Origin of the sequence: Idiomarina zobellii (assembly GCF_900100855.1) — a bacterium.
Taxonomy (GTDB): domain Bacteria; phylum Pseudomonadota; class Gammaproteobacteria; order Enterobacterales; family Alteromonadaceae; genus Idiomarina; species Idiomarina zobellii.
The window spans coordinates 24,289-39,561 of the sequence record NZ_FNCB01000009.1; the positions used below are offsets into that span (position 1 = coordinate 24,289).

11 protein-coding genes and 1 tRNA gene are annotated in these 15,273 nt (G+C 49.2%); 7 read left to right on the forward strand and 5 right to left on the reverse strand.

What is annotated here, in order from left to right; all coding sequences use genetic code 11:
• Nucleotides 1-15 precede the first annotated feature (15 nt).
• From BLT32_RS08610 to BLT32_RS08620, 3 genes are read right to left on the reverse strand one after another with little or no spacing between them, the layout of a single operon-like run.
• Nucleotides 16-1,461 carry a sigma-54 dependent transcriptional regulator gene (locus BLT32_RS08610; RefSeq protein WP_053954035.1) on the reverse strand — a complete coding sequence of 482 codons (1,446 nt, stop codon included), beginning with the start codon at nucleotides 1,459-1,461 and terminating at the stop codon, nucleotides 16-18.
• A 21-nt stretch (nucleotides 1,462-1,482) separates the two neighbouring features.
• A complete protein-coding gene (locus tag BLT32_RS08615; RefSeq protein WP_053954036.1) occupies nucleotides 1,483-2,010 on the reverse strand; it encodes a DUF1285 domain-containing protein in 528 nt (175 codons plus the stop codon).
• Between the two features lie 9 nt (nucleotides 2,011-2,019).
• The gene (locus BLT32_RS08620; RefSeq protein ID WP_053954037.1) at nucleotides 2,020-2,643 is read right to left on the reverse strand and encodes a LuxR C-terminal-related transcriptional regulator; all 624 of its coding nucleotides are present in this window, start codon (nucleotides 2,641-2,643) and stop codon (nucleotides 2,020-2,022) included.
• A 203-nt stretch (nucleotides 2,644-2,846) separates the two neighbouring features.
• Here BLT32_RS08620 and BLT32_RS08625 point away from each other — a divergent pair, with 203 nt between their 5' ends.
• From BLT32_RS08625 to pdxH, 3 genes are read left to right on the forward strand one after another with little or no spacing between them, the layout of a single operon-like run.
• Entirely contained in the window at nucleotides 2,847-4,544 is a 1,698-nt protein-coding gene (locus BLT32_RS08625) for an amidohydrolase (RefSeq protein ID WP_053954038.1), read from the forward strand.
• Nucleotides 4,544-6,091, forward strand: a complete 1,548-nt coding sequence (locus BLT32_RS08630) for a response regulator (protein WP_053954039.1) — start codon at nucleotides 4,544-4,546, stop codon at nucleotides 6,089-6,091. The genes BLT32_RS08625 and BLT32_RS08630 overlap by 1 nt, the downstream gene beginning before the upstream one ends.
• Before the next feature lie 30 nt (nucleotides 6,092-6,121).
• Nucleotides 6,122-6,760, forward strand: coding sequence for a pyridoxamine 5'-phosphate oxidase (pdxH, locus tag BLT32_RS08635; protein ID WP_053954040.1), 639 nt, complete (start codon nucleotides 6,122-6,124; stop codon nucleotides 6,758-6,760).
• Here pdxH and BLT32_RS08640 read toward each other — a convergent pair.
• On the reverse strand, nucleotides 6,741-7,811 hold the full coding sequence (locus tag BLT32_RS08640; protein ID WP_053954041.1) for an Ldh family oxidoreductase: 1,071 nt from the start codon (nucleotides 7,809-7,811) through the stop codon (nucleotides 6,741-6,743). The genes pdxH and BLT32_RS08640 overlap by 20 nt on opposite strands.
• Nucleotides 7,812-7,882: 71 nt before the next feature.
• On the opposite strand from BLT32_RS08640, the gene BLT32_RS08645 reads away from it, so the two are divergent.
• From BLT32_RS08645 to BLT32_RS08660, 4 genes are all read left to right on the forward strand, one after another.
• Nucleotides 7,883-8,926: an ATP-dependent 6-phosphofructokinase gene (locus tag BLT32_RS08645; protein WP_053954042.1), complete on the forward strand. Its 1,044-nt coding sequence runs from the start codon at nucleotides 7,883-7,885 to the stop codon at nucleotides 8,924-8,926.
• Between the two features lie 21 nt (nucleotides 8,927-8,947).
• Nucleotides 8,948-9,862, forward strand: a complete 915-nt coding sequence (speB, locus tag BLT32_RS08650; protein WP_053954043.1) for an agmatinase — start codon at nucleotides 8,948-8,950, stop codon at nucleotides 9,860-9,862.
• Between the two features lie 3 nt (nucleotides 9,863-9,865).
• Nucleotides 9,866-11,776 carry a biosynthetic arginine decarboxylase gene (gene speA / locus BLT32_RS08655; RefSeq protein ID WP_053954044.1) on the forward strand — a complete coding sequence of 637 codons (1,911 nt, stop codon included), beginning with the start codon at nucleotides 9,866-9,868 and terminating at the stop codon, nucleotides 11,774-11,776.
• Between the two features lie 103 nt (nucleotides 11,777-11,879).
• Nucleotides 11,880-11,955 (forward strand) — tRNA-Phe (locus BLT32_RS08660).
• A 191-nt stretch (nucleotides 11,956-12,146) separates the two neighbouring features.
• On the opposite strand, the gene BLT32_RS08665 is transcribed toward BLT32_RS08660, so the two are convergent.
• Entirely contained in the window at nucleotides 12,147-15,266 is a 3,120-nt protein-coding gene (locus tag BLT32_RS08665) for an efflux RND transporter permease subunit (RefSeq protein ID WP_053954045.1), read from the reverse strand.
• Nucleotides 15,267-15,273 lie beyond the last annotated feature (7 nt).

The window sequence follows — 15,273 nt, forward strand, 5'->3', positions numbered from 1 at the left end:
AAATCGGCGGCAGAGTTAGTCGTCTTTTTGAATACCGTACTTTTTCATTTTCTCGACCAAGGTGGTGCGCCGCATACTGAGTAGCTCAGCCGCTTTCGCCACAACCCAATCGGACTTTTCCAGTGCTTGGGCTATCATGCCGGTTTCAATCTCGCTGAGCATGTCTTTTAGGTTCACACCGTCGTCGGGTAGCTCCGAGTCTAATGAAGCGCTTGTCGACTCCTCGATATCCTCGTCGTCTTCAGAGTCTGAGAAAATAGCGTTCAGTGCTTCACGTTCAAGCACCTCTTCCGGGTAATCGGGGGTCGGACTGCTGTGATCAATATGCTGATACTTAGGAGGTAAGTCAGACACATCAACCAAGCTGTCAGGGTGCATTATGGTCAAGCGCTCAATAAGGTTGGTCAGCTCTCGCACGTTGCCCGGCCAGCGATGATAAGACAAGGATTCCAACGCTCGGTCGGTAAAACGAACTCCTACCCCCTGCTCTTTTTTAAAGCGCTGTGTCAGTTCTTGCATAAGCAGCGGTACGTCTTCCTGACGCTCACGCAGCGCCGGCATCTCAATTGGGAACACATTCAAACGGTAATACAAGTCTTCCCTGAAGTTACCGTCAATAATCATTTGTTCGAGCTCACGGTGAGTGGCTGCTACGACACGAACGTCGGCGGCAATACTTTTAGTACCACCAACCCGTTCGAACGTACGCTCTTGAAGAACACGCAGTAACTTTACCTGCATTGGCATTGGCATATCGCCAATTTCATCCAGAAACAGAGTACCGCCTTGCGCCAGCTCGAAACGTCCTTTCCGAGCGCCTATAGCCCCCGTAAAAGCGCCTTTTTCGTGACCGAATAATTCACTTTCTAACAGGTCACCAGGAATGGCACCGCAGTTCACTGGCACAAAGGGTCCTTTGTGTCGCTGCGACAAATCGTGAACGCCGCGTGCGACCACTTCTTTACCCGTTCCCGACTCGCCAAGAATCAGTACGTTTGCGTCAGAGCCCGCCACTTGCTCAATAAGCTGTCTGACATGCTTCATAGCACGCCCCTGACCAACAAGGGTTTGCTCTAAGTGAGAACGTTTCGGGTGTTCTTTCTTAATCTTACGGCCAGGCATTTGTTGATGGTAGGCCTGACAGTAATGCAGCAGGTTCGATAAACTCGAATAGTCAAAAGAGTCGTCCAGTGGGCCCAGGACGTTCGCTTTTTCCAACGCACTTTGGTGCTCGCTGGCCGCGCAAATAAAAGGCAGGTGTGGAACGTTACTGGCTAAGTCCCTAAGGTTATCAACCCCGGTTCCAGCAATAATGCAGAGCGCTTCAGTCGGGCTGAGATCCAACAATTGCGACGGCTCGACTACTTTGACAGATTCACCAATAAAGGTCAGAACCGTTTCAAAATGTTGTCGGCGCTCAGGTTGCTGCTCAACCAGATAGACTGTTCTTGTTCTTACCATAGACGAATTTACCGCAACGTCCTACTTCATACTGCCCAACACAAAGGTCTCGCCCGCACTGGAAAGAAAATATTCTTCCGCTCCATCGACTTCTCGAGTCTGTGCAATCGATACCCACTGATAAAATACATTTCGATGCACTTTCGCTTCGAGCTCTCTTGGCATCACGACGTAAGGAACACCCTCTTTAATTTGTAACGGATGTTCAGAACTCAAAACAAGAGTATCACCGATATTGGTTGTTAACAGCAAGAGGCTTTCACCATCTTCTGTGCGTTGCTCCCAATCGACCACCATAAAAGGCGCATCATCGACGGTAATTTTCACTTTTTCAGCCGGCGTGATCAAAAAGTAGTCATCGTCTTCTTTTACAAGCACCGAAGCGAAAAGTTTCACAAGCGCCTGCCGCTTAATTTCACTGCCTTGATAATACCAACAGCCGTCGCCGTCAATGCGTATTGGAATTTCTCCACAGTAGGGTGGGTCCCACTGCTCGGTGGGCGCATGTTGATGCTTTTCCAGCTCAGCAATAAGATGGTTTAACGACATACGGAGTTATCAGTCAACTAACTTCTTTTGACGCAGCAAATACCACAGTGTCGCTTCGGTGCGGTTGGACACTTTTATGGCTTTAAATATCGCAGACAAATGCACACGTATCGTGCCTTCGGTAATGCCCAAAATGTTAGCGATTTCTTTATTAGAAAGACCTTGCGCCAGTAACTGCATAATTTCCAGCTGACGTGGCGACAAAAAGCCCTCGGCGCCGCTGGACTTGTCACGAGGCTCATTCAGGTAAGGGTCATCGGGAATGTAACGATCGCCGTTTAGCAATGCGCGAACGGCTAATTTCGCCTGCTCTGCAGTACTGTCTTTCGGTAAATAGCTACGTACCCCTACCGCCAATACCTGGCGCACTTCCGAAATAGAGCGCGGGCGTGTAAATACAACCAAATGCGCCATAGGGGCTTCTTTTTTAATTTTCTGCAGTGCCGGGCGGATTTCAGCGTCCGGTAAATCCATATCCAGGAAAATAAGGTCGTATTTATCGGCCGATAAATAACTTTCAGCGACCTCAAATGAGTCGGCTTCATAAATCGAAGGCTGATTCGCATAGTTTGTTAAAAGTTGTATCAGCCCTGCACGCATAAAAAACTCAGGGTCTATAATGAGAATCTTCATTCCGACGTCCAAATCACTCGTTCTAAAATTAACTTTTAGCATACCTAAAATATAACAGACAGCAAGTATTTCGGTCGGCGATGTTGTCTATCCCAGATGAGTTGTTAGTTTCGTTAACAAAAAGTTTATTATGCTGTCTGGTTTATTCAGGGCAAAAAACGCTATAGTGTGAGTTAAATTAAAAAATAAAGAGTGTTTTGAGTATGTCTTTTTCACGTCGTTTTTCGTTAACGTCAATAGCTACAGCGACTCTTGCCAGCGCGCTTCTAAGCACGGCTGCAGGCGCTGACACCTTATATACCAATGCCAATGGTTATACATTAACCAGCCCAGCCGGAGAAAACGCCGTTTTACAGCAGTTTTCATCAATACTGGTCGACAACGGTAAAATAAAAGCTATTGGTGGTGACGAACTCAACGAACGCTACTCAAGTACGGATGATATCGTCAACTTACAAGGTAAAACCGTTCTCCCAGGACTCATTGACGCACATGGCCATGTGCTGGGCTTGGGTAACAGTTTATTACAAGTCGATTTACGCGACAGCACATCAGTTCAGGACGCGGCTCAGCGAGTTAAACGCTACGCTGACGAACAACAAGCACTGCCGTGGATCACTGGACGCAGCTGGAACCAGGAAAACTGGGAAGAGAAGCGTTTTCCGCGCGCCAGCGACCTTGACGAGTTAGTTAATGAACGCCCCGTTTGGCTAACCCGCGTAGACGGTCATGCCGGCTGGGCTAATTCAGAAGCACTGCGTTTAGCCGGTATTGATAAAGACACCGTGTCTCCTGATGGTGGCGAAATTGTTAAAGACGAAAATGGCGAGCCTACCGGTGTACTCATTGATAACGCCATGCAACTGGTTGAAAAAGTCATACCGGAAGCTAGCTTTGAGCAACAACGACAAGCGTTTCAGCTGGCCTTCGAGCATTTAGTCGAGCGCGGTATTACGTCGGTTCACGACGCCGGTATAAGCGCAGATGAAGTATCGGTTTATAAAGGACTACATAATCAAGGACTAATGCCGCTGCGTATTTATGGCATGCTCGCAGCTACAGAGCCTAAACTACCGCAACTTTTGGCTGAGGGCCCTTACTATACCGACGACGACAAGCTAACAATTCGTAGTGTCAAAATATACGCAGACGGCGCTTTAGGAAGCCGCGGTGCGGCGCTTATCGAAGATTATAGCGACGACCATGGTAATCACGGTCTTATGGTGACCTCACAAGAACAAATGATGTCGCTGTACCGCTTGATTATTCCACAGGGCTTCCAGGTTAATACACACGCTATCGGTGACCGTGCCAACCGAGTTGTACTGAATAATATCGAAAAAGCCTACGAAACAATGGGTGGCCGTAATTTGCGTAACCGCATTGAACATTCACAAATTGTGCACCCCGATGACCTGCACCGGTTTAAAGAATTGAACTTAGTCGCATCCATGCAGCCAACTCACGCGACCAGTGACAAGAACATGGCGGAAGATCGTTTAGGCAAAGCGCGCATGAAAGGCGCCTATGCCTGGCAGACATTCCTGCAACAAGGCACTATCGTTGCCTCTGGTTCTGACTTCCCGGTTGAACTTGCCAACCCGTTTTATGGCTTACATGCCGCCGTGACCCGTCAGGACCGTGAAAATATGCCAGAAGGCGGTTGGTATGCCGATGAGAGCATGAGCCGTGCACAAGCACTGCGTTCTTTCACTATTGATGCCGCCTACTCCGCATGGCAGGAGCAGCAACTAGGCTCTTTAGAGCCGGGCAAATGGGCGGACTTTATTATTGTGGACCAAGACCCATTTGCAGTCGACGCTGAAGATATTTGGCGTACTAATGTGCAAGCCACCTATGTTGCTGGTGAGCGCGTTTATACGAAGGGAGACAACGACTAATGAGTGATGACTTTCTATTCGCAGAAGACGAAGTAGAGTCAGTCAGCGACGAGGCCATCGAACCGTACCATATTCTCATTGTCGATGATGATGAAGAAATTCACACGATAACCAAAATGGCACTCAGCGAGTTTCGTCTCGATGGTCGCCCGCTGGAGTTCCATTCGGTTCACTCAGGCAAGGAAGCTATCGCTTTTTTGAATAAAAATCGCGATATTGCCATGATGTTGCTCGATGTGGTTATGGAAACCGACCACGCTGGCTTAGACGTAGCCAAATGGGTGCGCGAAGAATTAAAAAACCGCTTAATACGCATTGTACTTCGTACTGGCCAACCGGGTCAGGCGCCAGAAGAAGATGTCATTGCCCGCTTTGATATTGATGACTACAAAGAAAAAACCGAGCTGACATACCGCAAGCTGGTCACATTAATGTACTCATGCTTACGCGCTTACCGCGACTTAAACGCTATTGAGCGAAATAAGCGCGGACTCGAAAAAGTCATTAATGCCTCAGCGGAAGTGTTTTCAGCGCGTTCAATGCAAGGCCTCTGTCAGGGCATTTTAGAGCAGTTGGTCGCATTAATTACTCACAGCGATGACGCCATGTATTGCCGCATTGATGCACTCACCGCCAGCTCAGACACCAACGAGCCCTTTGAAATTATTGGCGGCACTGGGGACTTCGAGCAGGCTGTGGGCGACCCAGTCAATAGCGAAATTGACTGGGATATTGTGCGCCCCATGCAGCAAAGCTCAAAAAACGTCGACTTTCGCATCGTAAACAACAACTATTACGGTCTGTATAAAACCAGTAGCTCGCGTCAATATTTACTGTTCATTAAGGGGGTTCGTGACTTGTCTGAGTTGGATCAAAACCTCTTAGGTCTATTTGTGAATAATAGCTCCATTGCCATTGATAACTTACAGGCCACTGAAAGCGAGCGAGAAGCGCAGCGCGAACTTCTGTACAGCGTAGGCGAAGCCATCGAGAAACGCTCTATTGATGAAGTCAGTCACCACGTGAAACGTTCGGCAGAAATGGCTGGACAGCTGGCTATTGCAGCCGGTTGTGACCACGAGCAGGCGCAAGCGTTAAAGCAAGCCGCATCGGTATATGATATTGGTAAAGTGTCGGTGCAGCTGGAGTTAGCGCAACGTGCTGACGCTCTGAGCATTCATGACTATGAAGAGATCATGCAAAAAGTCATACAAGGGCATGATTATTTGCAGCAAACGGATACTGCAGTGGCTAAAATAGCGGCCGGCATCGCGCAGGACATTCATGAACGTTGGGACGGCTCTGGCTTTCCCGCGCAGAAAACCGGCGACGCCATTAATCTCAATGCCCGTATTTTGTCAATAACCAGCCATTACGATGCACTACGCACTCAGCGCAGCTACCGTGATGCGCAGGACGCGGAAGAAGCCGCAGACTATCTGCTGAAACACAGCGGTCAGTTTTTTGACCCAGAGTTAGTCGGCCTTATGCTGGATAACCTGGATGCAATGGAAAAAATCCGCAAGCGTTATCAGGACAATCATTAAGTTATAACAGGTGTAATAAAAGGAACCACTATGGATTTACAGGCCATGCGCCGTGAATACGGTTTAGGCAGTTTGCACCGAGAGCAATTATTTGCCAGCCCGGTTGAGCAGTTCGAACACTGGATGAAACACGCCATTGATAGCGGTGTGCTGACTGACCCAACAGCGATGACGGTAGCAACGGTTAATGCAGAAGGAGTGCCAAGCCAACGCATAGTGTTGCTAAAAGGCTATAACGAGCAAGGCTTTTGCTTTTACACCAATAAAAACAGCCAAAAAGGCGACGATATTCGCGGAAACAGTCAGGTTTCGCTGCATTTCGCCTGGCTTGCGCTTGAGCGACAAGTCAGCATTGCCGGTAAAGCAGTGGAATTAAGTGACGAGGAAAACGACGCCTACTTTCATTCACGCCCGAAAGAAAGCCAAGTGGCCGCCCTTGCCTCCCAGCAAAGTCGCCCGGTCGACAGTCGAGATGTGTTAGAAAGCCATTATCAAGCGCTATTAAAAGAGTACGCCGATACCGAAGTGCCACGCCCACGTCACTGGGGTGGATATCGAGTTATACCGGACACCTTTGAATTCTGGCAAGGCGGCAAACACCGCCTTCACGATCGCTACCAGTACACCCAAGATGGTGTCAACTGGCGAATTACCCGGTTGCAACCTTAGGCAGTTCAACCCCACAGAACTCGGCACAACGTTTTAACACTTTAAGTGTCGAAGGTGCGTAGATAACGCCTTTCTTGAGCTGCTCGCGCTTACGGGCAAGGGCAGCTTCGCCCGGCACACGAACCGGTGCGTCGGAGTCAGCAGGAGCGCTGTTGCGCGCATCGTCCAGCAAACTGTCAACTTGCTTCAGAAACTCGCTTTTATCACCAAAGGCTGCCGGGTCAATCACCTGAACCCATACGGTATTTGCATCGCCGTCATCAGCTCCTTGCACACGACCGTATTGTGCCAGTGCCATGGACCAAATTTCACTGAACAAGGTTAAACCGTACCCTTTATAGCCCAATTGCTCGCCACCAAGAGGCGCAATAGCACTGCCCGGCGACTCAAAGAAACTAAGCGGGTCATCGGTCCATTCACCGTTCGGTTTTATCAACGCTTTATAAGGTAATTTTTCGCCATTAGCTTTTGCCTGGCGCACCTTACCCGCCGCTGTCATCGAAAAGCTGATGTCAAACAGCATCGGCTCTTTTGAACTGGGTACCCCCACCGCAAACGGATTCGGCGAAAACACGGCCTCTTTTCCGCCAAACGGTGCCACCGCTCGTTGCCCCGGAGTCGAGCACATTAAATTCACAACCATGCCTTTATCGGTGGCAATGGTTAAATACGCCGCCAGCGAAGCGACATGTTGGCTCCGGCGCAATACCACGGTCCCTGTTCCCGCCTGTTTCGCCATATCGCACGCCGCATTGACTGCTTGCGGCACCACATAGGGCCCAGGCAGAAACTGGGCATCCCAATTTGCGACGGCGGCGCGTTCACTTAATACCACAGGCTGCCCTTTTGGCAGACTCTTGCCGTCTTTTAACCATTGGCAGTTATTCAGCAAACGAATTAAGCCATGCGTACTAAAACCCAGTAAATCACCTTCTAAAAGATAATAAGCCACATTACGAGCGACCTCGCCCGAAGCCCCTGAATTGGTTAAGCACGACTGCGCCCATTGCGCTAATTCAGAATAATCAAAACGTGACACGTCGGTGTTCATGAAATTTCCTCTTGGTGACGGCTGACAGGTCGTTTAAGCTACGCATAAGACATTATCAAGGAGTACAGATTGTGTCATCTGATAACACAATAAACAGAATAGCATTGATTACCAGCGGCGGTGACGCGCCAGGGATGAACGCCGCCATTCGCGCCGTGGTATTGGCCGCGGAAAATTATGGCATTGAAGTCATTGGTTTTCGCCACGGCTACGAAGGCTTACTGAGCAACGACTTCGTGCGCCTGGACAGGGAAGACGTCGAGCACATTATGCAGTATTCAGGCACCATTATTAAAAGTGCTCGTAGCGAGCGCTTTAAAACCGATGAAGGCGGACGCGAAGCGGCAACAAATTTAGACGCACACCAAATTGACGCCTTTATTGTCATTGGTGGCGATGGCTCTTTCCGTGGTGCTGACCATTTAGCGAAATTTTGGAACGGACCAGTCATTGGTGTGCCCGGCACTATCGATAATGATCTGTACGGCACCGATCACACTATTGGATATGACACGGCGGTGGAAACCGCTATGGACGCCCTGGATAAAATTCGCGACACCGCAGAAGCCATGGATCGCGTGTTTATTGTTGAAGTAATGGGGCGTAATGCTGGCTATATTGGTATAAGCAGTGCTATGGCAAGCGGCGCCGAGCGTATGATTCTACCGGAGCTGCAAAAAGACAAACCGTTAACGGTCGAGGCGCTGGTGAAGCACATTGAGTCAGTGCAACGTGTTCGCGGAGACTCCAGCTACGTAATGGTGCTGTGTGAAAACCAGTGGCCCGGTGGCGCGGTTCGACTTGCAGAGCAGCTGGAAGATCGTCTTAACTTACCTTGTCGTCCGTGTTTATTAGGACACGTGCAACGCGGTGGTCGCCCCACTGCTATGGACAGAATTTTAGCAACACGTTTGGGCGTTCATGCGGTAGAATTAGTCCGCCAAAATCAGACCGGTGTTATGGCCGGCGTCAGCGCCAATGAGCTAAGTGCAACGCCGCTGTCAGACACCTGGACAAAACGTAAAAAATTGAGCGAAGAGCTCATTAATATTCAACAAAGTCTGTTTAACCCGATTAAGAAAAATCGGCAGAAATCGACACAAGTCGACGACTAGAAAGAGAGGTCACCAAAGCGCATGCCCGCATTGTCATTACCCGTATCGTTGAACGATCCTATTCGCCCATATTTTGGCGCGGAACACAGTACCGAATTGCATTCGGGTCATACTCATATTTTAGGGTTCGGATTTGACGGCACCGCCTGTTTTCGCAAAGGCACCAAAGAGGGGCCGGATGGCCTGCGCTCGGTTTCTGAAGACATCGAGTCTTACTCGCCGTATTTAGATGCCGACCTTGAAGACCATACCTTTTATGACTTAGGTAATTTGCGACTGGGCTTTGACGATGACGAAGAGCAGCAATGGCATCATGCATTGAGTGACTTTAATCAGATTTTTGACAACGTCGACTTAGCCAAAGAAAACATCAAGTTACTAACGTTAGGTGGCGAGCACTCTATTTCCTACGCCCCTATCGTGAAGTATTTGAAGCAATACCCCGACTTGGTTTTACTGCATTTAGACGCTCATGCCGATTTGCGCGACGGGTTCCTCGGCTACCATTATTCACACGCGTCGATAATTCGTCGCTCGGTGGACCATTTTGGTCCCGGCCACGAGCTTATTCAATACGGCATTCGCTCCGGCACTCGCGATGAATATCAGTGGATGAAAGAGCACAAAACCATTCGTAAATCACGCCAAGAGTTTTTAGAAAGCGTTGAAGCCATTGCGGCAGACAGACCGGTGTATTTGACGTTAGATTTGGATTATTTCGATCCGTCATTTTTCCCGGGTACAGGCACTCCAGAGCCGGGTGGCGAAGACTTTCACTCGTTCGTCAGCCTCATGAAAATTCTGCGTCAAAAGAACTTGGTCGGCGCCGACGCTGTTGAGCTTTCACCGCCGATAGACCCTACCGGCAACTCCAATGTATTCGCGGCCAAAGTGGTGCGCGAGTTGTTACTTGTTTTAGAGCGCTCAGGAGCCTAATTAATGTCAGACTGGAATATTGATCAAGCAGAAGAATTGTATGGCGTTAACCGTTGGGGCGCAGGTTATTTTTCTATTGGTGAAAACGGCAATATCCAAATTCGCCCGAATCACCGCTTGCCTGACCTGGCTATTGATATGCAGGAAGTGGTTGAAGAGATAAAAGCCGAGGGCATTGAGCTGCCGGCGGTTATTCGTTTTCACGACATTCTTCGCTCGCAAGTTGAAATTATTAACGAGACCTTTGCCCAGCAAATTCAGGAGGCCGACTACAAAGGCAAGTATTGCGGTGTATTCCCGATTAAAGTCAACCAAATGCGTGAAGTGGTTGAAGAAATCATGGATGCCGGCGAGCCGTACAATTACGGACTGGAAGCTGGCTCTAAGCCAGAACTTATGGCCGTTATGGCGTATAACGAAAACCCGGATGCGCTGACCATACTGAACGGCTACAAAGACAAAGACTATCTGACACTGGCGCTGCTGGGCCGTCAGCTACGCCGTAAGATGATCATAGTCATTGAGAAGTACAGCGAGCTGGAAATGCTGATTCCGCTGGCCAAAGAATTAGGCGTTGAACCTATGATTGGTCTGCGCTCAAAAATGATGGTGAAAAGCGCCGGTAAATGGGCCGGCTCCAGTGGTGACCGCGCTAAATTCGGCTTAAGCATTGCTGAAATACTGAATGTGATTGAGCGTTTGCGCCAGGAAGACATGCTGCACTGCGCCAAACTTCTGCACTTCCACATTGGTAGCCAGCTGTCCGACATTCGCAAAATTAAAGAAGCGGTCAGCGAAGGCGCACGTCTGTACGCCAAGCTCATTCAGGAAGGTGTTCCGCTCGAGTATTTAGACATAGGCGGTGGTTTGGGCATTGACTATGACGGCACCAGTACCACCAGCGACTCTTCCCGTAACTACTCGACCGAAGAATACGTTGCCGACGTGGTTTGGGGCGTCAAACAGGTGTGTGACCTAGAAGAGGTGCCGCACCCGAATTTAGTCAGCGAGAGTGGGCGTGCAATGACCGCGCACCACAGCTGTGTCGTCACCAACATTGTCGGTGAAATAAAGCCAGCCAGCACCAATTTCGATGTCAGCCCTAGCGAGGACGAGCATATTTTAGTGAAGAATATGCGTGAACTGCACCAGTCGGGTGACCAGTTCCATCCGCAAGAACGCTATAACGATGCCGCTGGTTATAAGCAGAATGCTTATGAAGCCTTTAAACTGGGCATTTTGTCGTTACAGGAAATGGCGAAGCTAGATACCATGTATTGGCAAATACTGGCAGACATTCATCAGTCGCTGGACAAAGACGCCTATGTTATTCAAGAGCTGGAAGAGCTTGAAGATATGCTCGCCAGCCAGTACCTGTGTAACTTCTCTATTTTCCAGTCAGCCGCAGACACTTGGGCCATTGGTCAGGTACTGCCAATAGTGCCTATTTCGCGTTTAAACGAGAAGCCGGAAGTGCGCTGCTCTATTGCTGATATTACGTGTGACAGTGACGGTAAGCTGGGCAAATACATTGAAGGCACCGAAATTAGCGATAACATTCCAATGCACTCTTTGCGTAAGGGCGAAGATTATCATGTTGGGCTGTTCTTAACGGGTGCGTATCAGGACGTCATGGGCGACATGCATAACCTCTTTGGTCGACTCACAGAGGTGCACGTGTATTGTCACGATGACGAGCGCGGCGACTTCTACATTGAAGAAGTGGTGCCAGGTACTTCCGCTGAAAAAGTACTGCAAACCATGCAATACAATACAGAATACATGGCGAAAGCGGTGAAAAAGCAAATTGACCGTCAGGTTCGAAATGGTGGTCTCGCACCAAGAGCCGGTGTTCGCTGGACAAACTTTTACGAGAAGTGTTTGGCCGGCAGCACCTACTTAAGCGTTGAATAATTCACCAAAACAACCGCTTAATGTGCAATTACTGAGCAAACAGTAAAAAAGGCACGAAAATCGGTTGACTCGAAACCGAAAAAAACGTTTAATACACGCCGTTGCCCGGATAGCTCAGTCGGTAGAGCAGAGGATTGAAAATCCTCGTGTCGGTGGTTCGATTCCGCCTCCGGGCACCAACTTCTTTCTAAAGCCCTGCACTTAGTGCGGGGCTTTTTCGTTTCTGAGCAACGGATGTAACACGCTTAGTAACACAGGCCTATAACCTGACGTTACCGCCTTCCAAAGCCAAGGCGACGTTCGCGTGAGTTGAGGCAGTTAAAGCTCGCTCATAAAAGCGGGCTCTAACTGCGCTCAATGACCTAACTCTCTATTCTTTAAAACGCTGCACTAAATAATAAAGCGCTGGAAGCACCACCAACGTCAGCAATGTTGACGATACAATACCGCCAATAACCACTGTCGCTAACGGCCGCTGCACTTCGGCACCCACACCGGTATTAAATGCCATAGGGACAAAGCCCAGGCTAGCTACGAGAGCAGTCATCAGTACAGGTCTTAACCGCTGTTGCGCGCCTTCAAACACCGCATCTTTCAATGGCAGTCCGTCGCGCAGCAGTTGCCGTATGAATGTCAGCATGACCACGCCGTTCAAAACCGCCACGCCCGACAGTGCAATGAAGCCGACTGCAGCGGAAATTGATAGCGGCATATCACGCAGCGCTAATGCGAATATCCCGCCGGTCAGCGCTAAGGGAACGCCTGTGAATATGACGAGTGCACTGCTCAGCGAATTAAACGCACTGTATAGCAGGCCAATAATTAATAGCAGCGCTAATGGCACAACCAAACTCAACCGTTGGGAAGCTGATTGCAGCTGTTCAAAGGTACCGTCGTAGTTAACCCAATAACCTGCTGGCAAATCAACGTCAGTCGTTAGCGCATCCTGAACATCTGCCACAAAAGAGCCCAAATCACGATCTTCAACATTCGCACTCACAATAACATTGCGTTTGCTGCTTTCTCGGTTAATTTGGTTCGGTCCACTTTCCAAACTCAATTCGGCGACCTCTCCCAACGGCACATAGCGCAGCTCAGGGTTGCCGGCAGGCAGATCAATAGGCAGTGATTTAAGCTGTTCAATGCTCTTACGCCATTCTTTGTCGAGACGTACCATTAGCTTGAAGCGTTTATCCCCCTCGTAAATAATCCCTGACTGAACTCCACCAACCGCAGCTTGAACTGCTCGCTGTACATCAGCGACTGTTAGGCCTAATAACGCTAAATGATCACGCTTAGGTATAACTGAGAGTGTCGATAAACCGGTCATTTGTTCAACCCGAACATCAGCAGCGCCATCAACGGTGCGAATGACTGCCGCGGCTGAGTCGCCTAACCGTTTAAGCGTTTGCAAGTCATCGCCATAAATACGAACCCCCAAGTCAGCTCGAACGCCTGCAATAAGTTCGTTAAACCGCATTTCAATCGGTTGAGTGAACTCGTACTTATTACCGGGAAGCTCTTGCACAGCAGTTCGTATTTCAGCAACCAGTTGCTCTTTGGTTTTTTCTGGGTTTAGCCAGTCCTCACGCTCCTTTAAAATAATAATGGTATCAGCGACGCTCGGTGGCATAGGGTCGGTCGCAACATCCGGGGTACCAATTTTTGAGAATACCAGTTTAACTTCGTCAAAGCGTGACACCACAGACTCGACATCTTTTTGCATTGCTATAGACTGCTGCAAGCCAGTCCCCGGAATGCGCAAGGCTTGCATGGCAATATCGCCTTCATCAAGCTGTGGCAAAAACTCAGTTCCCATGCGACTCGCCTGAAACATTGATACCGCAAACAGCCCAAAGCCAAGCAAAATAATGACAACTGGAAGCTTCAGTGTTTGCCGTAAAACCGGCTGATACACTTTGCGGGCGGCTCGCATTATTCGGTTTTCACCGTGCTTAATATTGCCACGGACAAATATTGCAATAGCAGCGGGTACAAAGGTAACGCTGAAAATCAGAGCCCCTAAAAGCGCGGCTACGACAGTAAACGCCATGGGATGAAACATTTTGCCTTCAACACCACTTAACGCAAATATGGGCAAGTACACCAGCATAATGATAAGCACACCAAATACCGCAGGGTTAAATACCTCACGAGTACTATGGGTTACTTCAATTAAGCGCTCTTTAGTGGTAAGTACCCGGCCTAAGCGTTGCTGTGCAATTCCAAGCCGTCGCAAAGCGTTTTCAACCACAATGACCGCACCATCGACGATAATACCAAAATCAATTGCGCCCAGGCTCATTAAATTACCAGACACCTTGTTGGCGACCATGCCGCTTACCGCAAACAGCATACTTAACGGAATGACACAGGCGGTAATCAGTGCTGCACGGGCATTTCCGAGTAGAATGAAAAGCACGACAATAACCAGCACGGCACCTTCAAACAGATTTTTCTCTACCGTTGCAATGGTTTTATCCACTAAGGATGTGCGGTTATAAACCGTTTCGATGACGACACCGTCTGGCAAGCTTCGTTGCACCTCCTCAATTTTATTGGCCACATTCTGTGCAACAATACGGCTGTTTTCGCCGATAAGCATCATGGCCGTGCCCAATACCACCTCGCTCTCGCCCGAGGTTGAAGCGCCAGTGCGTAATTGTTCTCCCAGTTTGACCTCAGCCACGTCACTCACGCGCACCGGTGCATCATCACGTTTTGTCACGACCACATCACGAATATCGTCAAGTGTCTTAAGCTGTCCAGGCGAACGCACCAACCATTGCTCACCATTTTTCTCGATATAACCGGCACCAGCGTTTCTATTGTTAAGATCCAATGCTGCCAAAAGGTCCTGCATGGTCACTTTATAGGCCAGCATACGACCGGGGATGGGAGCCACCTGGTATTGCTTTTCATAACCCCCCACACTATTAATCTCGGTAACACCGGGCACCTTGACCAGTTGCGGCTTAATGATCCAATCCTGGATGGTACGCAACTGCTCGGGCGTATACGCCTCGCCATCGGCATTGGTAGCCCCCTCTTTCGCGCGTACTACATAATTAACAATTTCACCAAGGCCGGAGGCTATTGGCCCCATCGTCGGCTCGATACCGTCGGGTACTTCTCCCCTTACCTTTTGCAATCGCTCACTGATTTGCTGTCTAGCCCAGTAAATATCGGTGCCCTCTTCAAACACCACGGTAACTTGCGACAACCCATAGCGTGAGATCGAGCGGGTGTAGTCCAGCTTTGGTAAACCTGCCATCGCGGTTTCCACCGGATAAGAAATACGTTGTTCGGTTTCTAATGGCGAATAGCCTGGCGCTTCTGAATTTATCTGTACCTGAACATTGGTAATATCCGGCACAGCATCGATGGGTAGCTTTAATGTGCTATAAACGCCCGCAGCTGCTACTAACAAAGTTGCGGCAAGCACCAGCCATCGACGCTCAACAGCAAAGCGAATGAGTGCATCTATCATTGTTTAC